Genomic DNA, 23,695 nt, shown 5'->3' on the forward strand with positions numbered 1-23,695 from the left:
CAGCGATCAGGGTGGCACAGCGGGAAAACCGGCTTCAACGCCCTGCGAGCCGCAGTGTTCCATGCCGCGGTCGACCCGGCCAAATGGCTTAAATTCCGGCATACCATTGATAGCCTGCGAAATCCTCCCAGAAGCCGCCTTTGCCCTGGCCGATATCGTCGAGGCTGGCGACCGCTTCTATGCCGGTGAGAAACTTTGCGTGCTTGTAGCCCAACTGCCGCTCGATCCGGGCGCGCAACGGGGCGCCGTTCTTCTCCGGTAGCGGCTCGCCGTTCAGCGCGTGGGCGATAATGGTCTGCGGGTGATAGGCATCGACCATGTCGATGCTCTCGTAATATTCGCGTCCATACAGCGTATCGGCGCAGCGCAGGACGATGAAGTTCGCCTGTTCGCGCACATTTGCCGCATCCAGCAGCGTGCCGAGTTGCGGGCCGGTCCATTCGCCGATCGCGCTCCAGCCTTCGACACAGTCGTGGCGCGTGATCTGGGTGCGCTGGGGAAGGGCGCGGATATCGGCGAGGCCGAGCGCCAGCGGTCGTTCCACCAGCCCGTCCACCATCAGCCGCCATTCGGGAAAGCCCTGGCCAAGTTGCGCGCGGTAGAAATCACTGTCGACCGTTAGCGATCCATTGCCGCGAAAGCTGGGCGAGCGGTCTTCGGGTGCGTATTCGGGCGCGAGCCTCTGCCTGCCCGCCAGTGTGCGGTGTGCGGCGCGGTGCCAGTCCTCGGCCGCGTTGAAGATGCTGCGCCCCGTGTCGCTGTCGGCCATTTTCGAGCAAGCGCCTGCGCCCAGCGCCGCGATCCCCGCAAGCAACCCGCGCCGTCCGATCTCAGCCATGGTCCGCTTCCTCCCGCCTGCGCCCGCCGGTGATCATCTCCCCTATCAGCCGCCATCCGGCCAGCGCCATAACGACGTGGATGACAAAAAAGCCGAAGATGCCCCAAGCGGCGATGAAATGCAGCGATCGCGCGCTTTGCCGCCCGCCGAGCCCCTCGACCAGCCATGGCATGGCAGGTTCAATGCCGGGGCTGATGGCAAGTCCGGTCAGCACCATCGCGGGCAGCAGCACGCCGAACACGAGGCCGTAGAGAACCTTCTGCACCGGATTGTAACCGCCCGCTGCAGGTTTGCCTCCGGCATGGGCGCGCAACGATGCGATGAACGCGCGCGGCGTCCAGTCGCGTCGTCCGGTGGCAAGGTCGCGCCGGAAATGCCCGTTCACCAGCATCGCGATCCAGATCAGCAGCAGCCCTACAGCAAAGGGCCACACGGCCAGATTGTGCCAGTCGCGCGCTTCGGCAAGGTCATAGCGTTGCGGGATCGTCGTCCACGCGGGAAAGCGGATCACTTTGGCCCATGCGTCCGCTGGATCGAAGCCGTAATTGCCCCAGTAGAGGTAGCGGTGGGCGTTGGAGATGTTCAGTCCGGACATGAACAGCACCACGATGGCGACCGCGTTCACCCAATGCCACAGGCGGGTCGAAAGCAGGTGCCTTCTCATGCGCTGTCCCCGGCAGCGGCGAGTTCGCGGGCGAGCCAGATCACGTCGCGCGGCTGGTCGAGCAGGTGCTGGCCGCTGTCGATGAACAACGTCTCGCCGCTTTGGAGCGCGCCGCCCGCAAGGAACAGCGCAGCGTTCGCAATCTCGTCTGCCCCGGTCTTGCGGCCGAGCAGGTTCATGCGGTGCGAAAGCTCGGTTTCCTCCTCGCGCTGGTCGTGGCTGGCGAGGATGGCTCCGGGCGCCAGGCCATAGATCCGGTCGTGCGACGAGCGTGCGCCCTTGGCCAGCATCGCAATGCTCGCCGCCAGCGCGTGCTTGGACATGGTGTAGCTGAAGAAATCGGGGTTGGGATTGGCCAGCTTCATGTCGGTGATCTGGATCACCGTGCGTGTAGCCGTGCTCGCCGCGAGGGCAAGGTATGTCTGGGCTATTCGGGCCGGGGCAAGGGCGTTGACCTGCATCGCCTCCCGGTACGTTGCCGGGTCGAGCGCGGTTACACTATCGTAATCGAACACCGAGGCCGAATTGACGAGGCAGCGCCAGTCGCCGAGCCGGTTGGCCAGATCGCGGATGGTTGCCACGGCTGCTTCATCGTCGGTGAGGTCGAAACTGATTGTCTCGGCCGAGGGCAGGCTGGCTGCAAGCTCCTCTGCCTCCGTTGCCGACGCACGGTAATGGATCACCACGTGCCATCCGGCGGCGGCAAAGGCGCGGGTAATAGCGCCGCCGATGCGGGTTGCCCCGCCGGTCACCAGGACTGCGGGGCGGGTCATGAGCTGAGGGCTGTGAGGGTCTGCATGACCCGATGGCTACCAGTGCGGGCCGCGCGCTTCAATCGGGGAAGCCAAACGCGCGGCCCTTTGGCGGCTTTATGACAGCCAAATGCGCCGCTGGCGGTGGGGCCAGCGACGCATCGGGACGAAAGTGTCAGAGGATCAGCGGCAGCGTGCCTCGCCCCGGTCAACCTCGCGGCCGAGCAGGCCGCCACCGATCGCACCGAGCAGGGTTCCAAGCGAACGATCACCGCGGGTGTCGACAGCACGGCCAGCCAATGCGCCGCCGATTGCGCCGATCACCAGGCCGGTGGTGCCGTCGTCGCGGCGGCAGCGATAGCGTCCGTCACGCCCGCGCCAGACCCGGTCGTTGCGGCCAAGACGGCGATCGTTTCGCCAGCCGCGATCATCGTCCCAGTCGCGGTCACGATCACGCCCGCGCCAGCGGCGACGGTCGCGGCGGTCGTCCCAGTCGTCGTCGCTGCCATAGGCGGCCACAGGCGCAAAGGGCTGGGCGCTGTCGTGGAAGCTGGCGAAGACCGGTGAAGGTGCGGCAGGCAGTTCGGCAGCCTGCGCAGGGGCAGCGAATGCTGCCAGCGACCCGGCTGCGGCGATGAGAGCAAGGTGTTTCATGATCGTATCCCTTGTGGCGACTCCCCGATGGAGCGACCCCCTTTTCGTTCAGCTTAGAGGAACCTAGGATGAACGGCGTTTTCAGCAAGCAGCAGGGTTTGTTCAGTTGCCTTCAGCGCGCGATGGATCGTTGACTAACCGCGCTTGGCTGCTGCCTTTTCGCGCAGCTTGGGGCTGAGCGGGGCGAGGTCGGCAAGCTGTGCCAGTTCATCCGGAGTGGCTGTTCCCGCTACCAGCGCACGAAACACCCGCGCAACGCTCCATTCGGCAGCGCCGGCTGCGACCCTTTCGAGCGAGTCGCCCGCCGCGACTTCCCCCGCTTCGATCACCCTGAAATACCAGCCGCAGCGTCCCGTCCTGATGATCGCCGCGACCATGCCCTTGTGGCTGAAGCGGTGTTCGATCTTCCAGCACGGCTGGCGCGGCTGGCTGACTTCGATCAGCGCGCCGCTCGTCTTGGAGCCAAGGCGAAAGCGATCGCCGATATGCACCATGTCTTCGGTAAGGCCGCTCACCGCAAGGTTCGAACCGAAGGCGCCCGGTTCCGCCAGCAGCGGGGAATCGCCGATTTGCTCACGCCAGAATGCATGATGATCGAGCGGATAGAGATGCAGCGCCATTTCCGGCCCGCCATGCACACGGCGGTCGGCCTGTTCGTCGGGTGCGAGACCATCGGCCAGCACCTGCACCGCGCCTTCGCGGGGGCGCTTCACGATCGCGCTGGTCTCCGCGCCGTTGAAAGGCCGGGCGGTGCCGGTGCAGACGGCTTCGATGGTCCAGTTCATGCTTTTCTCAAGGTGAGGTCGATCCAGTCGCGCTGGGTGCCGTCAGATGCTTTGCCAGCATAAACTTCGCGCGCTTCGATAACAAAGCCTGCCGCTTCATAGGCGGCAATTAGCCATTCGGCCGATGGGAAATTGTGCAACCGGCCCAGCAGGTCGCGTCCTTCTGCCTCGCCCAGCTTGTAGCTTGCGAAGTGCCAGCCGCCCGGCACCAGCGCGCGGTGGATCCGGATCAGCACATCGGGCAGCGCCGCGCGCTGGCAATGCAGCAGGCTGGCATGGGCCCAGACTGCATCATACGCCGCGTCTGCATCCAGTTCGTCGAACTCCATGACCCGCGCGGCCAGTCCAAAGCGTTCCTTGGCCTTTGCGACCATCGCGGGCGTTCCGTCCGTCGCATCCACCATGAAGCCGCGCGCGGCCATCCGCGCGGAATCCTGCCCGCCGCCGCAGCCGAGTTCCAGCACGCACGCTGCCGGTTTCAGCCGGTCGAGAAACGGATCGAGCTGGTGGCTGTGTCGCTGCGCCGACGTGAACGTGTAATGCGGCGCGCGCGCTTGATAAAAGGCGAGGGTCTGAGGGTCCACCGCGCCCTTATCGCTGTGATGAGGGCGCGGTGCAATGTCCGGTTTGCGATCGAGTGCGCGCCGGTTCAGGTCCGGTGGCGGCGTACCCGCACAGGCCCGCGCGGCATTTCGCGTTCGCGTTTGCGCGGGGTGAAATAACGGCTTTCCTCGACCGGATCGATGTAGGCGTCACCATCCCTGATCTCGATCTCGCTGACCGGCACGCCGCGTCCGTCGTCCAGCACCAGCGCGGCGACATGCTCCCGCTCGGGATCGACAAGCATCCGCGAAACCGTACCGAGCCGGGTGCCGTCATGGCTGTAAAGATGGTGCCCGCGCAGGTCCTGATTCCTGTGTTCCAGCTTGTAATCGTCCAGTTCGTCAAGGTCGACATAGTGGTCGGTCATCATGATTCTCCCGCTCTAACCGGTCGTCACGCTGCTTCGAGGATTTCGATATTTTCCTCGTTCACCACCAGCACAGCCTGCTGGCCCTGCATCGTCTGCATGGTGTCGTCGTCGAGCGTCACGCCGGGAATTCCGGCCGTATCGGACGGATTGCGCACGGTGCCGCCGGTGATCCGCAGGCGCTGGCCCGGGTTAAGGTCGATCGGCACTTCGCGCGGCTCATCGATCACCAGTGCAAACATGCGGTTGCCGGCATCGTCGGTGATCCAGAAACCGCGATCGGTAAGCGGCCCGTCCACGCCGACTTCCGCGGTAAAGCCATCGCGTCCGTAATAGGTCTGCGGGTTTTCCAGAATGGCGGCGATCGTCATGACACCGGCTGGTTCGGTCATCATCGGCTCGGTCTGCTCGATCGCGACCGGCTCGGTCGTTTCGATGGCCTCGTCGTCATCGGCAAGCAGCCACCAGATCAGCAGCGCAAGCAGCAGCAGCACCAAAAGCAACCACAGCCAGCTCTTGTTCGATTTATGCGTTACGGGAATTTCCGCCATGATCGCTCCTCATTGGCTTGTGCGGGCCAGCGGGAGAATCCGAAGCGCCCATGTCCAAATTACGGACAGAAAGCCGGAAAATTGCGACGAACGACGTAACCTGAGTGAGTGACCTGCCGATTGGCGGGGCAAGCTGTGCGAAAATCAGGCCGAGCTTAATTGCGCAGGGTGCAACCTTAGCCGAGCGCGGCGGCGGCGGCTTCGCGATCCCGCTCAGCGCGGCTTTTCTTTTCCGCCGCGGTTTTCAGCTGGCCGCAAGCCGCATCGATGTCGCGCCCGCGCGGGGTGCGCACCGGCGCGGAAATCCCGCCCTGAAACACGATTTCGGAAAAGGCGCGGATGCGATCCGGAGTGGAACATTCATAGCCGCTGCCGGGCCACGGGTTGAACGGGATCAGGTTGACCTTGGCCGGCAGGTTGTACTGCCGCAGCAGCCGCACCAGTTCACGCGCGTCATCGTCGCTGTCGTTCTTGTCCCGGATCATCACATATTCGAACGTGATGCGCCGCGCGTTGCTGGCACCGGGGTAATCGGCGCAGGCCTGCAACAGATCTTCGATGCCGTACTTCTTGTTGAGCGGCACCAACTCGTCGCGCACGTCCTTGCGCACGCCATGCAGGCTGACTGCGAGGTTGACGCCGATTTCCTCGCCGCAACGTTCCATCATTGGGATGACGCCGCTGGTCGACAGGGTAATCCGGCGCTTCGACAGCGAAAGCCCGTCGCCGTCCATCACAAGGATCAGCGCGTCGCGAACATGATCGAAATTGTACAGCGGCTCGCCCATGCCCATCATCACGATGTTGGTGAGCAGGCGGCCATCGGCGGTGTAGTGGCCGGCCTCGTCATCCTCGTCGACGATATCGGCCATGCTTGCCATGCTGCCCTTGGGCCATTCGCCCAGCGCATCGCGCGCCAGCATTACCTGACCGACGATCTCGCCGGGGGTGAGGTTGCGCACCAGCTTCATCGTGCCGGTGTGGCAGAAGGTGCAGTTGAGCGTGCAGCCGACCTGCGATGACACACACAGCGTGCCGCGCGTCTCGTCGGGGATGAACACCATCTCGTAATCGTGCCCGTCGGCGGTGCGCAGCAGCCATTTGCGGGTGCCATCGGTGGAGTGCTGCGCCTCGACGATTTCCGGACGTCCGATCACGAACCGCTCGCTGAGCCACGGGCGCATCGACTTGGCAATGTCGGTCATCGCCTCGAAATCGCTCACGCCGCGGTGGTAGAGCCAGTGGAACACCTGCTTGGCGCGCAGTTTGGCGGACTTGTCGTCCAGCCCGGCGGCGGCGAACAATTCGCGGATGCGCGGGCGGGGCAGGCCGATCAGGTCAATGCGTCCGTCGGCACGCGGCGTGATGTCGCGCGCGGCAGGCACCGGGTCGCTGAGGCCCGGAATGGTCATGAGTGCAGTATCGGCCATGGGTGGCCGCGCATATAGTCGTGCGTGCGCGGTTTGACCAGTCGTCTCGCGCTGCGCGCACGTAACGCCATTGCTAGGTCAGTTGCGCTGCGCACACCCTACCGTTGCCGCGTCCATCGCAGTGGCCACGCCTGCCAGATCATACCGGTCCGAGAAACCGCTCGCGCTGACACGCATCGCGCTGGCCGAGCGCAGGGCTGCAGCAATCGCGGCATCGGCGCGGGCGTCCTTGGCCCAGGCATCGCGGCCCTTTGCTGCAAGCGGGAACGTGGTGGAGCCGATCCTCAGGCGAACGGCGCTTTGCGCTGGAACCTCGCGGGACAAGCGGAAATGCACCTGATTTCGGATTTTTTGCGCTGGCCAGCTGCCGATGGACGCAAAGGCACCGTCCTTGTCCTGCCCACGCGCCTTGGCAATGGCATAGCAGCGCGGCGCATCGGCATCGCGGAACGCCGCCCAGTTCGCATAGACGCCGAGGCTGTCCTTTGCGGCGAGGGGCGCGGCGAAAGTGGCAAGGATGCAGACAATCGCGATCTTACGCATAGTCGATTCCCAGCACTTCCCATTCCCTGCTGCCCGAGGGAAGAGCGACGGTGCGCAGATCACCGACACTCGCCCCGCGCAGCGCCCGCGCAAGCGGAGAGTTCCAGCCGATCCGGCCCGCGCCCGCGTCCTGTTCGTCATCGCCGACAAGGGTGACTGTCTGCCGGTGGTCGTCCTCGTCGGCGATTTCCACGGTCGCGCCGAAGTACACGCGGGTCCGATCCACCTGCGCCGCCGGATCGACCACCCGCAGCAGCTTCATGCGCTTGATCAGGTGGGCCAGCTCGCGGTCGATCTCGCGCATCTTCTTGCGGCCGTAGAGGTAATCGCCGTTTTCGCTGCGATCGCCATTGCCCGCCGCCCAGCTGACGATCTCGACGATCGCGGGGCGTTCGGTGCCGAGCAGCAGGTCATACCGCGCCTTCAATGCGGCCATGCCCGCTGGCGTGATCGGCGGGCCCTGAGGCTTCATCGAAGATCAGCGCAGAAAGGTGCCGATCGGGCGCGGCAACCCGGCCTGATCGGGATACATGTGCGAATAGGTCACGGCATTGCCGATCACGCGCATGATGTAATAGCGCGTCTCGAAATTGGCCGGGATCTTCTCGACCCAGGTCACCCAGTCGATCTCACCCCGGCGCGGATCGCCGTTCAGCCGCAGCCATTGGTTCACGCGTCCTGGCCCGGCATTATACGCGCCCACGGCGAGCGGATAGGCGCCGCCGTAATAGCTCATCATCCGGGCGAAATAGGCGTCGCCCAGCTGGATATTGTAACTCGGCGAGCCGGTGAGGTTGGCGCTGAGATATTGCATCCCCAGCTTGCCCGCCTGCTCGCGCGCGGTGCCGGGCATCAACTGCATCACCCCGCGCGCGCCGGCGTGGGAAACGCGGGTGCGGTCGAATTCGCTTTCCTGCCGGCTGATCGCGTGGACCATGGTCCAGTCGTTGACCACAGGGGTTTCGATGGTGGGGAACCCGATCCGCTCGAAGCCTGCCAGCCCGTGCTCACCGGCCTTCATCCCGATCACCACCGCCATTTCACGCAAGCCGGTTTCGGCAGCGAGTTGTGCGGTCATGGTAAGTTCTGCGGGAGTGTCGGCCTCGTCGCCCAAGGCTTCGAAGAAACGCCGCTCGGTGCGCCAGTCGCGGCGGTTCACAGCCAGCGCGCGGATCGCCTGCACCAGCGGGCTGGCCTCGAATTGGGCGCGCGCTTCGGGTGTGATCGCGACAGCGGGCAGCGGATCGAAGGCGGGCATTGGCCGCCCCAGCGCGGCAATTGCCAGCTGGCCGTAATAATAATGCGGCCACTGGGCAGCGTTTTCGAAGTAGCCCCGCGCCGCCGCTTCGTTGCCGGATTGGCGTGCGGCGCGACCGGCCCAGTAATATCCCTTGGACTTGGTCAGCGGCGTACGCGCGGCATCGCCGTAACGCTGGAACAGCGGTGCGGCAGCCGCGCCGTCGCCAAGGTTCCAGAGCGCATTCGTCCCGCCCAGCCACATCAGATCGGTGTAGCGATCGCGCAGGACAAACGACATTTGCGAAATGTCGGTGCCGGGGGCGAACAGATCGTCCCCCCGCGCCGCAATCTGCGCGGCCTCGCGCGAGCCCGAAGCCTTGGCGACGGCGAGCATATCGCCGACGAAGTCCGCAGGATCGCGGGCCGGACGCACGAATGGCGGAGCGGTGACCAGCACGCGTGCCGCTTCGCCCATCTGGCGCGAGGCGCGCAGGTGGTTGACGAGGTTGAAGACATAGCCTGCATCGGCCAGCGCGCCTTGCGGCACCGTCAGTCCGGCCTGTTCGGGCATGGTCCCGCGCAGCAGCGCAAGCCGGGCAAGCGCCAGCGGGCGATCGGCCTGATCGAGGTTGACCAGCTGCCGCGCCGCCGCCTCGGCCTTGCCCTGCCACAGCAGCGAATCCATCCGCAGCGCGTGATCCTCTGGCGTGAACTCGCCGCCGTACAGGCCGACAAGATATAGCTCGGCCGGATCGCTCATGGTGCCGCCGCGCCATGCCTCGCGCGCGGCGGTGAAGGCCTCTGCCCGCTGCGCGCCGGCCAGCGCCAGCGCATAGCGCGCGCGCGCCGGATTGGTCAGCGGCGGATTGGCATCGAAATAGCGCAGTAGATCGGCCTGCGGGGGCGCTTCGCTTTCAAGCGCGGCCTCGGCGCGCAATCGCAGAATCTCACTGCGCGGGAAAGAGGGATAGGTCAGCACGAAACCGGCGTAGTCCATGAACCCTAGCTCACGACTGGCCTGCAGCACCTCCCACCGTGCCACCGCAGCGGCAATCGCACCGGGCTGGCGGGCGACAAGATCGCTTGTGCCTGCGGGCTGGGCGTAAGTCTGCGCCGCCAGCGGCATTGCCATGCCGCCAAGCGCGGCCAGTCCAGCAAGGGCGGCGCGGCGGGTCTTTTGCAAGGGAATGTGAACCATGCTGGACATAGTGCCGGTCGGCTCCTTAGTAGGCGCTTAACGAAGATGGAGCGGATGCGATTTTTCGCATCCTTGCCCCGTCTACTGGTCATGACAGGACAAAAGCAATGTTCAGCGGCTCGATACCCGCTTTGGTGACTCCTTTTCGCGGCGGAGCATTCGATGAGCCTGCGTTCCGGCGGCTGGTCGACTGGCAGATCGACAATGGCAGCGCCGCGCTGGTGCCGTGCGGGACGACGGGCGAAGCCTCGACCCTGTCGAATGCCGAACATCACCGCGTGATCGAAGTTTGTATCGAACAGGCTGCGGGCCGCGTGCCGGTGATTGCTGGCTGCGGTTCGAACGACACCCGCAACGCTGCGCTGCACATGAATTTCGCCAAGAAGGCCGGCGCGGCTGCAGGGCTGTGCGTCGCGCCCTATTACAACCGCCCCAGCCAGGCCGGATTGATCGCGCATTTCAGCTATCTGGCGGAAAACTGCGACCTGCCGATCGTGCTCTACAACGTGCCCGCGCGCACCGTGACCGACATTCTCGATGACACGGTGGTCGAACTGGTGCGGCGCTATCCGGACAAGATCATCGCTATCAAGGACGCCAGCGGCGATCTTTCGCGTGTGGCCGATCACCGCATGGGCATCGGGCGCGATTTCTGCCAGCTTTCGGGCAATGACGAGCTGTGGCTGCCGCATGCTGCTGCAGGCGGCAGGGGAGCGATTTCTGTAACCGCCAACGTCGCGCCTGCGCTGTGCGCCGAATTCCACGCCGCGATTGCCGCCAATGAATTGCAGCAGGCGCGGCAGCTGAACGACCGCCTGTTCCCGCTGCATTATGCAATGTTTTCCGACGCGTCGCCAGCGCCGGTGAAGTATGCCTTGAGCCGCGTGCACGACTGGCTCGAGCCCGAAGTGCGCCTGCCGCTGGTCGAATGCTCGGACGAAGCGAAGCGGGCGGTGGACGAAGCGCTGGTGTCGTCCGGAGTGCTGGCAGGATAGGATTTTCCTACGCGCCGCCATTACGGGTAGGCTGGCCTCCTATGCCTTGCCCGTCGATCCTGCGTAGCCGTTCTGTCCGTTCGCAAATCTGCATCCGGGGAAGGGTTTTCGCATTCTGGACAGTGTCTCATGTGTCTCAGGCATTCAGCTTCGATGATGCAAAGCTGAATTACACCACCTCGTCCTCGTCCAGCAGCGCTTCGGGTGGGCCTTCGGGCTCGCTCGCCAGAATCGCCTCGGTGATGCTTTCGATCCGTGCGCCGACGCGTTCTGGGTGGGGAATTTCGGCGATGTGGAACAAGGCATCGCCCTGGTGGACCACGGGCAGGGTGGCGTGGCCGATGATGATGCCATCGACCGGGCTGACCATGTCCTGTGCATCTTCGCCGAACAATCCTGTGACACAGCCCAGCACATCGCCCTTGCGCACCGGAGCGCCGGATTCGCGGGTGAAATGCGCCACCCCGCCGCGCGGGGACCGGACCCAGACCGATCGGTTGGCGCGCGCCGGTATGCCGACTTCGGTCAGGCCGTCATCCGCTTCGATCATGCCCAGATGCGCCAGCACCCGGCTAACCCCGGCAACGCCTGTCTCGACCGACAGACGGTCGAACCGCAGCGCCTCACCGGATTCCAGCAGCAGCATGTCGACCCCCTGCTTATGGGCCAGATCGCGCAAGCTGCCTTCGCGTAGCGGGCTTTCCATGATCACCGGCGCGCCGAACGCCATCGCCAGTTCGATCAGCCGCGTGTTGCCCGCCGCGATGCGGATTTGCGGAAGGTTGTAACGGTGGATTGCGGCTGAATGGATATCGATGCCGAGCGTGCAGCGCCCCACCACCTCGCGGTAGAAGATGTTGGCGAGTTGTCCGGCGAGCGAGCCATTGGCGCTACCGGGGAACGATCGGTTGAGATCGCGGCGATCGGGCAGGTAGCGCGACCGGGTCATGAAGCCGAAGATGTTGGCGACCGGCACCAGCAGGACCGTGCCGGCAAGCGTTTGCGGATCGCATTCCTGCGCCAGCCGCTGGATGATCGCGGTGCCGATGATCTCGTCGCCGTGGATCGCTGCGCTGACAAAGATGGCAGGGCCGGGCCTCGCGCCGTGCAGCACGCGGATCGCAAGCGCCGAAGGCGTGCCGGTCGCCAGCGTGGTGATCTGGAACGCGACATCGCGCGCGGTGCCTGGTGCGATTGCTGCCCCCGCAATGGCGAAAGCTTCCGGTTCCACACCTTGCATTGCTCGCCCCCCCGTCAGCTGCGCGCCTCTGCGCGATGCGCCAGAGCGCCCGTCTACTGCGCCCAGTGCCCGCACGCCAAGCAAATCCGCCCGAACCCTCTCGCTTTTTCCCGTTTACCCGCCTACATCGCGCGGCCTTATGGCACGCCCCAAACCCGTCACCTTCGACAAGCTCAAGACCGTCGCCGAAAACCGCCGTGCGCGGTTCGATTACTATATCGAGGACAAGTTCGAGGCCGGGCTCGCCTTGCAGGGTACCGAGGTGAAGGCATTGCGCGCAGGCGAGGCGAGCATCGCCGAAAGCTATGCCGAGGTGAAGAACGGTCAGGTGTGGCTGATCAACGCCAATATCCCCGAATACAGCCACGGCAATCGCCTGAACCACGAACCGCGCCGCCCGCGCAAACTGTTGCTGCACGAACGCGAAATTGAAAAGCTGTTCGGTGCGGTCGAACGCAAGGGCATGACGCTGGTGCCGCTGTCGGTTTACTTCAACAGTACCGGGCGGGCCAAGGTCGAACTCGCTCTCGCCAAGGGCAAGCAGAACCACGACAAGCGCGCCACGACCAAGGAGCGTGACTGGAAGCGCGACAAGGCGCGGCTGATGCGCGAGAAGGGCTGAAAAAATCCGGTCGCGGACGGATTCACCTACTGGTCAGAAACGTCCTGTTACCCATATTGCGCTATATGGTGCCCTTCATGAACCCTGCCGATTCAACCACTGGGATAGCTGCGAAGGACCGCAGGGAGGGCGGGTGCCCGTGAAGCCTTCCGATCCCGATCGGCCCGATACGCCAAAGCGCTCCAAAACGTGGGCGATGGACATGCTGCGCAAGTACATGCCCTCGCGCGAGGAGATGGCGCGCAACAAGTATCTGGCTCCGATCGCGCACCGGTTCCTGTCGCCCGAATTGTGGCGATTTACCCGCCGTTCGGTGCCGCGCGGGGTGGCGCTGGGACTGTTTGCCGCATTCATCATCCCGCTCGGGCAGGTTTTCCTCGCCGCATTTCTTGCCCTTCCTTCGCGGGCGAATGTTCCGGTCGCCGCGCTCGTGACCTTCGTCACAAATCCCTTCACCTTGCCGTTCTGGCTGGTGGTGGCAAACAAGGTTGGCAATTTCACCTTGCGGATCGATGCCGATGGCCCGGCTTTGGCTTCCACCGCGCTCGAAACAGGGGCGTGGAGTGCGGTTGCCGATTTTTTCCAGATGGCCGGAGCCACCGCGTTCGGATTTGCTGTGATGGCGGTTATTGCCCCGGCAGTCGGATATCTTGTCGCTGGCTGGATCTGGCGCGCTGTGGTGGCCCGTAAACGGGCCAAACGGTTGAAGGTGATGGAGGCCCGGCTCGACCAGCGGCTTGGCTCACACTAGGAACGGGCAGCCCGCTCGCCATGAGGGCGGGCATAAACGCAGCAACAGGAACACGCCGCTTGTCCAAGCCGAACAGCCGAGGTCAGAAACGCACCGCCGCCGCGATCGAAGAGCCGACCGCGGAAGTGGCGCATACCCCGTCATCATGGCTGCTGATGGTTCTGGCTGCGGCGCTGCTCTTCAGCACCGGCCTGCTGTATCTCGCCACGGCGAGCTGGCTGGTGGCGCTGGTGTTTGCGCTGGCAGTCGGCGTTCTGCTGGGCGGCGTGGTAATCATGGACAGGCTGCGCGCCGCTCCGGCTGAAAACCAGATTGCCTCGCCCGACTGGACGGTCACCGTCGCCGCGATCGAGCGCAGCGGAGAAGCCGTTGCCATCACCGATCGCGCCAACCGGATGGTGTGCGCCAACAGTCTGTTCGTCGAAAACTTCGGCGCTACCGCAGCGCCGCCCGCGCTGCCGTTCGACCGCGAGGCGCTGGAGGCACTGACCCGGCTGGCGCGCGACGCGTGGCGCGACGGGGCAGGGACGCTCGAATCGCTGCCAGCGCCCGACGGTGAGAGCGACTGGCAGGTATCCGCCACCCGCGCCGGACGCGGGGAAGATCATCTCGTCTGGCGGCTGCGCCAGCTTCCGCGCTCCAGCAGTGTGAGCCTCGGGGCGCTCGACCTGTCCGGACCCTTCGGCATGATGCTCAGCCGTGCCGGGATCGAGACCGCGATCACCACCGCCGACGGGGTGATCCGCATGGTCAGTTCCGGTTTCGCCGAACGTGCTGCGGGCGATGACAGCGCAACACTGGCCGGACAGGATTTCGTCAGCTTCCTGCGCACCGACGAACGCGACCGCATCTTCTTCGCCCGTGAGGGCAGGGGGGGGACGCCGCAGACGCTGGTCGACATTCCGCTGATCGATCCGGCGACGCAAGAGCGGCCTGCGGGGCCCGACGAAGCGACGTCGCTGATGCTGCTGATCGACAGCGGCGTCGGAATCGGCAGTGGCTGGGACGGGGCGGCGCAGGCCGGGGTGGCGCAGCTCGATGCGCTGCTTGGGCAGTTGCCGCTGGGCCTTGCCATGACCGACCGTGACGGGCGCTTCCTGTTCGGCAACGAGGCGTTCCTTCGCGCGGTCGATCGCGAAGGGCGGGGCCTTCCCTCCTTCCCGACCGATCTGGTGGTGCGCGAAGACAAGGCCGCGCTGTCCGATGCGGTGCGCCGCCATGGGCGCGGACCGGCGACCAGTGGCGATGTGGCGGTGCGACTGGTCAACAGCCCGGAAGAGCCGGTCTCGCTCGGGCTGGCTGGAGTGCGCGGGCTGGGCGAGGGCGCAGTGCTGCTGAGCCTTGCGGATTCGAGCCAGGAAAACCAGCTGCGCCGACAGGTCGCGCAAGCCACCAAGATGCAGGCGGTGGGCCAGCTTGCCGGAGGGGTCGCGCATGATTTCAACAATGTGCTGACCGCGATCATCGGCACCTGCGATCTGATGCTGCTGCGCCATATTCCAGGCGACAGCGACTACGACGACATTCAGCAAATTCGCGCCAATTCCAACCGCGCTGCCGCGCTCACCCGACAACTGCTGGCATTCTCGCGCCAGCAGACCTTGCGGCCCGAGGTGATCCAGCTGCCCGATGTCATCAGTGAGGTCAGCCCGCTGATCAAGCGGCTGCTCGGCGAAAAGATCACCTATTACGTCCAGCATGATCGCAATCTGGGGCCGGTGCGGGCCGATCCGCAGCAGATGGAACAGGTGATCATGAACCTGGCGGTGAACGCCCGCGACGCGATCCAGGGGAACGGGGGCCAGCCCCGCGGGAACGGTACCGGGCGGATATCGCTGTTCACGCGCCACTTGCACGCGACCGAGGTGGTGCAACTGGGCTCCGAAGTGCTGCCTGCCGCCGACTACACCGTGCTGATCGTGCAGGATACCGGCGGCGGCATTCCCCCGCATGTGCTGCCCAAGCTGTTCGAACCGTTCTTCACTACCAAGGAACAGGGCAAAGGCACCGGCCTCGGCCTGTCGACCGCCTACGGGATCGTCAAGCAATCGGGTGGGTTCATCTTTGCTGACAACGTCACCGACAAGGAAGGCCGCCCCACAGGCGCGCGCTTCACCGTCTATTTTCCCGTCCATCGCGGCGAGGCGCCGAAGAAGCGCGAGGCCAAGACGCAGCTCATCTCCTCCGAATGGTCGGCGGGCGGCAAGGTGCTGCTGGTGGAAGATGAGGACATGGTACGCGCGGTGGCCGAACGCGCACTGGCGCGGGCGGGCTATGATGTTACTGCTTGCGCCAGTGGCGAGGAAGGGCTCGCCGCGATCGCCGATCCGGCTGCCGGTTTCGATATCGTCGTCAGCGATGTGGTGATGCCCGGCATGGACGGCCCGGCCATGGTGCGCGCAATCCGCGCGAGGCTGCCGCAGATGCCGGTGCTGTTCATGTCCGGCTATGCCGAGGAACAGCTGCGCCGCGACATCGATATTCAGGATATGCACTTCATCGCCAAGCCGTTCAGCGTGGCGTCGATCGGCGACAAGGTGGGGGCCGTGCTGCGACACGCACGCTCCGAACAGGCAGAGGCCGAAGCGACAGCCAAGTGATCGGCGGCAAGCACTTGCGGGTGTTGTAGGAAATTATTTTCGTTCCCCACTTGTTCTATTGGAACAAACGCGATACACCGATGTCCAAGAACGATCGTCGAAAACCGGCGATCGCCTCTAGGCAAGCGAAGGAGCGCGTGCGATGGCTACGTCATTGAAGCTGGTACAGAAGGAAAAAGACGTGGACCGTCAAAAGGCGCTCGAAGCCGCTCTTGCCCAGATTGATCGTGCCTTCGGCAAGGGTTCGGCGATGAAGCTCGGCTCGAAGGAAACCATGCAGGTCGAATCCATTTCGACCGGGTCGCTCGGGCTCGATATCGCGCTCGGCATCGGCGGGTTGCCCAAGGGGCGCGTAATCGAGGTCTATGGGCCGGAAAGCTCGGGCAAGACGACGCTGGCCCTGCATGTAATTGCAGAGGCGCAGAAATCGGGCGGTACCGCGGCTTTCGTCGATGCCGAACACGCGCTCGATCCGGTCTATGCCAAGAAGCTCGGCGTCGACATCGACGAGCTGATCGTCTCGCAGCCGGATACCGGCGAACAGGCGCTCGAGATTGTCGATACGCTGGTGCGTTCCAACGCGATCGATGTGCTGGTGGTCGATTCGGTTGCGGCGCTTGTGCCGCGTGCTGAAATCGAGGGCGAAATGGGCGATTCGCATGTCGGCCTTCAGGCCCGCCTCATGAGCCAGAGCCTGCGGAAGCTGACCGGCTCGATCAACCGTTCGAAATGCATGGTGATCTTCATCAACCAGCTGCGCATGAAGATCGGAGTGATGTACGGCAATCCGGAAACCACCACCGGCGGCAATGCGCTCAAGTTCTACGCCTCGGTCCGGCTCGATATCCGCCGCACCGGACAGATCAAGGACCGCGACGAGATCACCGGCAACGCCACCCGCGTAAAGGTCGTCAAGAACAAGGTCGCCCCGCCGTTCAAGCAGGTCGAATTCGACATCATGTACGGCGAAGGCATCTCCAAGATCGGCGAGATCATCGATCTCGGCGTGAAGGCGGGCCTGGTGGAAAAGTCGGGTAGCTGGTTCTCCTATGACAGCATCCGCATCGGTCAGGGGCGTGAAAACGCCAAGACCTATCTCAAAGAGAACCCGGAAGTTTGCGACCGGTTGGAAGCTGCGATCCGCAGCCGGACCGACAAGGTCGCCGAGGAGATGATGACGGGGCCGGACGCGGACTCCGAAGACTGATCCTCAAGCGGGCGTGCCGGGAGTGTTATGCTCCCGGTATCTCCAAGCGTCCGGAAAACCGGAAAACCGGCGCAGACCTCCCCGCAGGTCTGGCGCCGGTTTTTCGTTGGGCGCGCTCATCCTGCCGCTGCCATCATCGCGAACCCGTCAATTGTGGATCGAAGGCAACACTTCTTGCGCCCGGTGCCGTCTTCCTAAAGCGCGCCGCATTGCCTAAATCGCGCGCAGTGCCTAACTGCACAACCATGAGCTCTACCAACGAAATCCGCCGGTCCTTCCTCGACTATTTCGGCAAGGCCGGGCACGCTGTGACACCGAGCGCCGCGCTTGTGCCTTACAATGATCCGACGTTGATGTTCGTCAACGCGGGCATGGTGCCGTTCAAGAACGTGTTCACCGGCCTGGAAACTCCGCCAGCGCAGCGCGCTACGTCCTCGCAGAAATGCGTGCGCGCCGGGGGAAAGCACAATGATCTCGACAACGTCGGCTACACCGCCCGGCACCACACCTTCTTCGAGATGCTCGGCAACTTCTCGTTCGGTGACTATTTCAAGGAACAGGCGATCGAACACGCCTGGACCTTGCTGACCCGCGAATGGGGGCTGCCCAAGGACAGGCTCACCGTCACGGTCTACCACACCGATGATGAGGCCCATGCGCTGTGGAAGCGCATTGCCAGCCTGCCCGACGAACGCATCATCCGTATCGCCACCAGCGACAACTTCTGGTCGATGGGTGACACCGGCCCGTGCGGCCCGTGTTCGGAAATCTTCTACGATCACGGCGATCACATTTTCGGCGGCCCTCCCGGCAGCCCTGACGAAGATGGGGACCGTTTCGTCGAGATCTGGAACCTCGTGTTCATGCAGTACGAGAGCCAGGCCGATGGCACTCGCCGCGATTTGCCCAAGCCGTCTATCGACACCGGCATGGGCATCGAACGCGTCGCCGCCGTGCTTCAGGGCGTGCACGACAATTATGACACCGACACCTTCAAGGCGCTGATCGCTGCTTCGGAAAACCTCACCAGTGTGGCGGCGCAAGGCGACCACGCCGCGTCGCACCGGGTTATTGCCGATCACCTGCGCTCAACCAGCTTTCTTATGGCCGACGGGGTGCTGCCGTCCAACGAGGGTCGCGGTTATGTGCTGCGCCGGATCATGCGCCGCGCCATGCGCCATGCGCATCTGCTGGGCAGCACCGAACCGCTGATGCATCGGCTCGTCCCCAGTCTGGTTGCCGAAATGGGTCAAGCTTACCCGGAACTTGCCCGCGGACAAGCATTGATCGAGGAGGTGCTCGAACGCGAGGAGACCCAGTTCCGCCGCACGCTCGACAAGGGGCTGAAGCTGCTCGATGAAGCAACCGGCACCATGGCGTCTGGCGGAGAGCTCGACGGCGAGATCGCCTTCCGCCTCTACGACACCTACGGCTTCCCCTATGATCTGACCGAAGACGCCCTGCGTGCGCGCGACATCGGGGTCGACCGTGCAGGGTTCGATGCGGCCATGGCGCGCCAGAAGGCAGCGGCGCGCGCGGCATGGAAAGGCTCGGGCGAAGCGGCCTCGGGAGAGGTCTGGTTCGACATCGCCGAACGCGAAGGCGCGAGCGAGTTTACCGGCTACGCCTCTACCGGGGGCGAGGGCAGGGTGGTGGCCATCGTCAAGGGCGGAGCCGAAGTGGCGCAAGCCGCAGCTGGCGATGAAGTGGTGGTGCTCACCAACCAGACTCCGTTCTATGGCGAAAGCGGCGGTCAGGCCGGCGATAGCGGCACCATGGCCAGCACTGGCGGGTTGCAGGCGACAGTCACTGACACCTCCAAGCCGCTGGGCCGCCTGCACGCGCACCACGTCCGCGTCGACGAGGGCCAGGTCGCGGTCGGCGACACGGTCGAACTCAAGGTCGATGCCGAGCGGCGCGACCGCGTGCGCGCGAACCATTCCGCCACGCACCTCGTCCACGCCGCTTTGCGCGGTCGTCTTGGCGAACATGTGACGCAGCGCGGTTCGCTGGTGGCAGAAGATCGCCTACGATTCGATTTCTCGCACCCGGCCCCGCTGACTCCGGAAGACATCGCCGCCATCGAAGCCGAGGTGAACGCCGAAATTCGCGCCAACGAGGAGGTGGGTACGCGCCTGATGAGCCCCGATGATGCCGTTGAGGCAGGTGCGCTGGCGCTGTTCGGCGAGAAATACGGTGACGAAGTGCGCGTGCTGTCGATGGGCCGTTCGGGCACCGGCGGGCGCCATTACTCGGTCGAACTGTGCGGCGGTACACACGTGCGCGCCACCGGCGACATCGGCGTGTTCCGGATCATCTCCGAAAGCGCGGTGTCTTCGGGCGTCCGCCGGATCGAGGCGCTGACCGGCGAGGCGGCGCGGCAATGGCTGGTGGCACGCGAAGATGCGCTGAAGGCAGCCGCTGGCGTGATCCGTGCTACCCCGGAAGAAGTACCCGTGAGGATTGCAGCGCTTATGGACGAGCGCAAGCGACTGGAAAAGGAACTGGCTGAGGCGAAGAAGGCGCTGGCGCTTGGCGGCGGCGGATCGACTGGCGGGGCGGCTGCTCCGACGGATGAAACCGTCGCAGGCGTCACGTTCAGCGGTCAGGTGCTCGAAGGGCTGGACCCGAAGGAACTGCGTCCGCTGCTCGATGCGGCCAAGCAGCGCATGGGATCGGGCGTGGCAGCGGTGATAGCGGTGAACGACGGCAAGGCCAGCATAGCGGCGGCGGTGACCGACGATCTGACGGGCCGCTTCAGCGCAGTCGATCTCGTGCGCGCCGGCGTGGAAGCGCTCGGCGGGAAGGGCGGCGGCGGGCGGCCGGACATGGCGCAGGGCGGCGGTCCGGACGGCACAAAGGCCGCCGAGGCGCTTTCGGCGGTCAAGGCGGCGCTGGCGGCTCAGCCCGCCTTGTAGATAACACCCTCAGTTGCCAGGCGTGCGCTTGGTCTGCGGGTCGCTGCCATGCGAGACGTCATAGCCCTCGGTATCACCCGGACTGCCGCGGCGATCAGTGGGGGCCTTGTCCTTGAGCGGGCCTTTCACGTTCTGCGGCTTGAACTTCTCGTCATTGGGGGTCGGCTTCGCCGGGTCGTTGTTGTCGCTCATTTTTGCTCTCCTTGCGGTACCAATGCGGCGGAGAGGAAAATGTTCGGTCCGGTGCGACGGATTGCCTTGGGCTATCGGTCGACGCTGGTCCGATGGCGCCGTTCAGGCTTCGGCGTTGGTTGTGCGCAACTTGGGCTTTTCGGTAAGCCCGCCTTCGCGTTCCAGCTGCTCGCGGAATTCGTCGCGCTTGGCGTGAATTGATGCGATCACCGGCCCCATTGCGATGCCGATATCGACCAGCACGGCCTCCGATAGCTGAAGCGAGCTTTCCAGCGTTTCCGGCACGGCATGGCTGGCCCCGGCGCGGTAGAGCGCGGCGGCATGGTCAGTATCGCGCGCACGGGCGACGATCAGAAGATCGGGATAGGTGCTGCGCAGTTTGGCAACGAGACGCTGGGCGAGCACGGGCTCGTCCATCGTCAGCACCACCGCCGGCGCGGTTTCGACGCCCAGGCGGGTGAGCGAATCGCCGCGTCCCGCATCACCGAACACGGCGCGGTAGCCGTCTCGCTGGGCACGTTCGATCAGGTCCGGATCGGAATCGAGCAAGACATGCGGCTGCCCGTGGGTCCGCAGCATGTCGGCGACCAATCGCCCCACGCGGCCGCAGCCGACGATGATGGTGCGGTCCTCGTTATCGTCCTCATCGGGAAGCTCGGGCGCGCCGTCGACCCGCCGCGCAATTATGCGGCCCAGCTTGGCCAGTAGCGGCGTTACAGTCAGGCCGATGGCGGTCACCGTCTGCCAGAATTGCGCGGTCTCGAAATCGACCACCATGGCGGCGGTCGCAGCGGCCAGCACGATCAACGTGGTCTCGCTGGGGCTCGCCATCATCACGCCGGTTTCGGTCGCGGTGCTGCGGCGCGCGCCCATCAGCCGCAGCAGAACGCCGGTGACGAAAGCCTTGAACACCAGCACGCCGACCACTGCGAGCGCGATCGAAGTGATGTCCGCGCTGATCGCCATCAGGTCGATGCTCATGCCGATAGTGATCAGGAATACGCCGAGGGCGAGGCCCTTGAACGGCTCCATGATCATCTCGACTTCGGTGTGATATTCGGTTTCCGCGATCAGCAGCCCGGCGATCAGCGCGCCGACGATTGGAGACAGACCCACCAATGCGGTGGCGAGGCTCGCGCCGATAACGACCAGCAGCGAGGCGGCAAGGAACAGTTCGGGGCTTTTGGTGCGGGCGGCCTGCGAGAACAGGCGGGGCAGGGCAAAGCGGCCCGCCACCAGCAGCACCGCGATCACCAGACCGCCCTGCCACAGGGTTTCGGCGAGTCCGCCCCAGCCGTCGTTCTGCGCCGCCGGGGCGAGCGCGCCGAGGATGAAGATGATCGGCACGATCATGATGTCCTCGAACAGCAGCATCGATAGCGCCGCGCGGCCCACTGGTGTGCGAGTGCCCGAAATCGGCAGCACAATGGCGGTCGACGAGAATGCCAGCGCGAAGCCGAGCGCTATTGCTGCAGTCCACCCGAGCATGCCGGTAAGGCCCAGAAAAGCGGCTAGCGACGAGCCGATGATCAGCAGTTCGAGCGCGCCCAGGCCGAACACCAGCCGGCGCATTTGCCACAGGCGGTTGAACGACAGCTCCAGTCCGATCGCGAAGAGCAGCAGGACGATGCCGAAATCGGCGAAGGGAACTAGCACCTCCGGATCGTCGATGGTGATGTGGGTGAGCCAGGGTATTCGCTCGACCAGCGAGCCGAGCCCATAGGGGCCGACCAGCACGCCGATCAGGATGAAGCCGATGATCGGGGTGATGCGAAAACGGGCGAAGACCGGGATCACGATCCCCGCCGCGCCCAAGATCACCAGCGCGTCGGACAAAATTGGAGAGAGAGTAAGTTCGCCGGCCACGCTTAAGGCTTAGCGTGGCGGTAAAGTCGTGTCACCCACCACCTGCAGAAGGCGGCCCAAGCGGACGCGACACGCCGGTTTCGCGCTCTTCGCCCAGCGGGTCCTTGATGTTGCCGACCCGCCTGTCCCATTCGATCCGATAGAGATCGAAGCGCCGATCAGCCAGGTTCATGACTGTGCCCTCGGCCCGCGCCCAACTGAGGTCGGCAAGGTTGACGTCGCTGATTGTCAGCGTTTCGACATTCTCCGATGCCTCGGCCGCGATCCCGTCGCGCGCGAAGGGGAAATCGCACGGCGTGAGAATGCAGCTTTGCGCGTATTGGATGTCCATGTTTGCGACATTGGGCAGGTTGCCGACATTGCCGCTCATTACGACAAAGCATTGGTTCTCGATCGCGCGAGCCTGCGAGCAATAGCGCACCCGCATATAGCCCTGCCGGCTGTCGGTGCAGAACGGCACAAAGATAATCCGCGCGCCTTCGTCCACCAAACGCCGGGCGAGTTCGGGAAATTCGCTATCGTAACAGATCAGCACGCCAATCGGCCCGCAATCGGTCGGGATCGCGTCAATGGAATCGCCGCCCTTGATGTTCCACCAGTAGGCTTCGTTGGGGGTGGGGTGGATCTTTTCCTGCGCGTGGATCGATCCGTCGCGCAGGCAGACATAGGCGACATTGTGGATGTCACCGTCGGCCATGCGGGTGGGGTGCGAACCCCCGATGATGTTGATGTTGAAGGCGAGCGCCATCTCAGACAGGCGCTGACGAATGCGCGGGGTGTAATCGCTGAGCGTTTCAATCGCTTCAAGCGGTGTTAGTTCGCGGTCTTCTGCCGACAGCAGCATGACCGTGAACATTTCCGGAAAGACAATGAAGTCGGCCTCGTAATCGGCGGCGACATCGACGAAATATTCGATCTGCTTCATGAATTCATCGAAGCCGGATACCGCCCGCGATTGCAGCTGGCAGGTGGCGATACGCACGCTTTCGACGTCGCGCGGCAGGCGGTGTTTGGGCGGCGCGTCGCTGTCTACATAGGGATTGCGCCAGATCATCCGCACCGCGTTGCCGCGGCTCGCCTTGTCCTCGGGCAAGTATTTCGGAAGTATTCCGTCCGGCTCGAAACCGTTGGCGAGCTGGAACCGCAGCACCGGATCGTGAATCCTGCTTTCGATCACGAGTTCCAGATATTCCTGGGGCGTATCGGCCCGGTTGCTCTTGCGGCGCTTGGCGCGGGCATAACCGGGCATCCGCCCGCCGAAAACAATGCCGGTCAGGTCGAGCCGTTCGGCCAGTGTACGGCGTTCTTCATACAGCCGTCGGCCCAGCCGGGTGCCGCGCACCGCCGGATCCACGCATAATTCATAGCCGTAAAGCCAGTCCCCAGTCGGATCGTGGCGGCTGCCGAAGCCATTACCGGTGACCTCGTCCCAAGTGTGATCGGACAGCGCCAGCCGTTCGTCCAACCGCATCGACGCGCAGTAACCAACCACTGTGCCATCGAACATGGCGACAAAGCAGCCTTCGGGATAGTTATTGATCTGTCCGCGAATTTCGCCTTGGGTGTAGGCAGGCAGATCGTCATAGGCGCGGCGGACAAGTTCACCGATCGCGCGCACGTCCTTGAGCTTGGCCTGACGTATTTCCAGCCGCGCTTTCGATCTGCTTGCCAAAATTCCTC

General features: G+C 64.5%; 22 protein-coding genes. 6 read left to right on the plus strand and 16 right to left on the minus strand.

The window, feature by feature from the left end; genetic code table 11:
• Positions 1-88 precede the first annotated feature (88 nt).
• The 12 genes from J3454_RS00480 to J3454_RS00535 all read right to left on the minus strand — a co-directional run bounded on the left by J3454_RS00480 (position 89) and on the right by J3454_RS00535 (position 9,633).
• A complete protein-coding gene (locus tag J3454_RS00480) occupies positions 89-838 on the minus strand; it encodes a molybdopterin-dependent oxidoreductase (protein ID WP_349511804.1) in 750 nt (249 codons plus the stop codon).
• Complete coding sequence (locus J3454_RS00485; protein ID WP_349511805.1) at positions 831-1,502, minus strand: cytochrome b/b6 domain-containing protein; 672 nt, start codon at positions 1,500-1,502, stop codon at positions 831-833. The genes J3454_RS00480 and J3454_RS00485 overlap by 8 nt, the downstream gene beginning before the upstream one ends.
• On the minus strand, positions 1,499-2,275 hold the full coding sequence (locus tag J3454_RS00490) for an SDR family oxidoreductase (RefSeq protein ID WP_349511806.1): 777 nt from the start codon (positions 2,273-2,275) through the stop codon (positions 1,499-1,501). The genes J3454_RS00485 and J3454_RS00490 overlap by 4 nt, the downstream gene beginning before the upstream one ends.
• A 162-nt stretch (positions 2,276-2,437) precedes the next feature.
• Positions 2,438-2,908: a glycine zipper 2TM domain-containing protein gene (locus J3454_RS00495; protein WP_349511807.1), complete on the minus strand. Its 471-nt coding sequence runs from the start codon at positions 2,906-2,908 to the stop codon at positions 2,438-2,440.
• 134 nt (positions 2,909-3,042) lie between these two features.
• Positions 3,043-3,693, minus strand: coding sequence for an MOSC domain-containing protein (locus J3454_RS00500; protein ID WP_349511808.1), 651 nt, complete (start codon positions 3,691-3,693; stop codon positions 3,043-3,045).
• On the minus strand, positions 3,690-4,277 hold the full coding sequence (locus tag J3454_RS00505) for a class I SAM-dependent methyltransferase (protein WP_349511809.1): 588 nt from the start codon (positions 4,275-4,277) through the stop codon (positions 3,690-3,692). Before J3454_RS00505 ends, J3454_RS00500 begins: the two co-directional genes overlap by 4 nt.
• Positions 4,278-4,342: 65 nt before the next feature.
• Complete coding sequence (locus J3454_RS00510; protein ID WP_349511810.1) at positions 4,343-4,663, minus strand: PRC-barrel domain-containing protein; 321 nt, start codon at positions 4,661-4,663, stop codon at positions 4,343-4,345.
• A 26-nt stretch (positions 4,664-4,689) separates the two neighbouring features.
• Positions 4,690-5,214: a hypothetical protein gene (locus J3454_RS00515; RefSeq protein ID WP_349511811.1), complete on the minus strand. Its 525-nt coding sequence runs from the start codon at positions 5,212-5,214 to the stop codon at positions 4,690-4,692.
• Positions 5,215-5,390: 176 nt separating this feature from the next.
• Positions 5,391-6,644, minus strand: coding sequence for a dual-specificity RNA methyltransferase RlmN (rlmN, locus tag J3454_RS00520; RefSeq protein WP_349511812.1), 1,254 nt, complete (start codon positions 6,642-6,644; stop codon positions 5,391-5,393).
• A 78-nt stretch (positions 6,645-6,722) separates the two neighbouring features.
• Positions 6,723-7,187 carry a hypothetical protein gene (locus J3454_RS00525; protein WP_349511813.1) on the minus strand — a complete coding sequence of 155 codons (465 nt, stop codon included), beginning with the start codon at positions 7,185-7,187 and terminating at the stop codon, positions 6,723-6,725.
• Positions 7,180-7,659: a GreA/GreB family elongation factor gene (locus J3454_RS00530; RefSeq protein WP_349511814.1), complete on the minus strand. Its 480-nt coding sequence runs from the start codon at positions 7,657-7,659 to the stop codon at positions 7,180-7,182. The genes J3454_RS00525 and J3454_RS00530 overlap by 8 nt, the downstream gene beginning before the upstream one ends.
• Positions 7,660-7,665: 6 nt before the next feature.
• The gene (locus tag J3454_RS00535) at positions 7,666-9,633 is read right to left on the minus strand and encodes a lytic transglycosylase domain-containing protein (protein WP_349511815.1); all 1,968 of its coding nucleotides are present in this window, start codon (positions 9,631-9,633) and stop codon (positions 7,666-7,668) included.
• Positions 9,634-9,731: 98 nt separating this feature from the next.
• Here J3454_RS00535 and dapA point away from each other — a divergent pair, with 98 nt between their 5' ends.
• Positions 9,732-10,619: a 4-hydroxy-tetrahydrodipicolinate synthase gene (gene dapA / locus J3454_RS00540; RefSeq protein ID WP_349511816.1), complete on the plus strand. Its 888-nt coding sequence runs from the start codon at positions 9,732-9,734 to the stop codon at positions 10,617-10,619.
• Positions 10,620-10,788: 169 nt separating this feature from the next.
• Here the strand turns inward: dapA and J3454_RS00545 are convergent, their stop codons facing one another.
• Entirely contained in the window at positions 10,789-11,859 is a 1,071-nt protein-coding gene (locus tag J3454_RS00545) for a succinylglutamate desuccinylase/aspartoacylase family protein (protein WP_349511817.1), read from the minus strand.
• A 139-nt stretch (positions 11,860-11,998) separates the two neighbouring features.
• On the opposite strand from J3454_RS00545, the gene smpB reads away from it, so the two are divergent.
• From smpB to alaS, 5 genes are all read left to right on the plus strand, one after another.
• The gene (gene smpB, locus J3454_RS00550; protein ID WP_349511818.1) at positions 11,999-12,481 is read left to right on the plus strand and encodes an SsrA-binding protein SmpB; all 483 of its coding nucleotides are present in this window, start codon (positions 11,999-12,001) and stop codon (positions 12,479-12,481) included.
• A 217-nt stretch (positions 12,482-12,698) separates the two neighbouring features.
• Positions 12,699-13,232 carry a DUF2062 domain-containing protein gene (locus tag J3454_RS00555; protein WP_349513113.1) on the plus strand — a complete coding sequence of 178 codons (534 nt, stop codon included), beginning with the start codon at positions 12,699-12,701 and terminating at the stop codon, positions 13,230-13,232.
• A gap of 155 nt (positions 13,233-13,387) precedes the next feature.
• On the plus strand, positions 13,388-15,832 hold the full coding sequence (locus J3454_RS00560) for a response regulator (RefSeq protein ID WP_349513114.1): 2,445 nt from the start codon (positions 13,388-13,390) through the stop codon (positions 15,830-15,832).
• A gap of 142 nt (positions 15,833-15,974) precedes the next feature.
• Complete coding sequence (recA, locus tag J3454_RS00565) at positions 15,975-17,039, plus strand: recombinase RecA (protein ID WP_349511819.1); 1,065 nt, start codon at positions 15,975-15,977, stop codon at positions 17,037-17,039.
• Between the two features lie 245 nt (positions 17,040-17,284).
• Positions 17,285-19,957, plus strand: coding sequence for an alanine--tRNA ligase (alaS, locus tag J3454_RS00570; protein WP_349511820.1), 2,673 nt, complete (start codon positions 17,285-17,287; stop codon positions 19,955-19,957).
• Between the two features lie 9 nt (positions 19,958-19,966).
• Here the strand turns inward: alaS and J3454_RS00575 are convergent, their stop codons facing one another.
• The 3 genes from J3454_RS00575 to J3454_RS00585 all read right to left on the minus strand — a co-directional run bounded on the left by J3454_RS00575 (position 19,967) and on the right by J3454_RS00585 (position 23,687).
• Positions 19,967-20,149 (minus strand): hypothetical protein, encoded by a 183-nt coding sequence (locus J3454_RS00575; protein ID WP_296716093.1) that lies wholly within the window; start codon positions 20,147-20,149, stop codon positions 19,967-19,969.
• A gap of 102 nt (positions 20,150-20,251) precedes the next feature.
• Complete coding sequence (locus tag J3454_RS00580; protein ID WP_349511821.1) at positions 20,252-22,015, minus strand: cation:proton antiporter domain-containing protein; 1,764 nt, start codon at positions 22,013-22,015, stop codon at positions 20,252-20,254.
• Between the two features lie 31 nt (positions 22,016-22,046).
• Entirely contained in the window at positions 22,047-23,687 is a 1,641-nt protein-coding gene (locus tag J3454_RS00585; RefSeq protein ID WP_349511822.1) for a GNAT family N-acetyltransferase, read from the minus strand.
• Positions 23,688-23,695: the final 8 nt, after the last annotated feature.

Source organism: Erythrobacter sp. NFXS35, from assembly GCF_040148725.1.
Lineage (GTDB): Bacteria > Pseudomonadota > Alphaproteobacteria > Sphingomonadales > Sphingomonadaceae > Erythrobacter.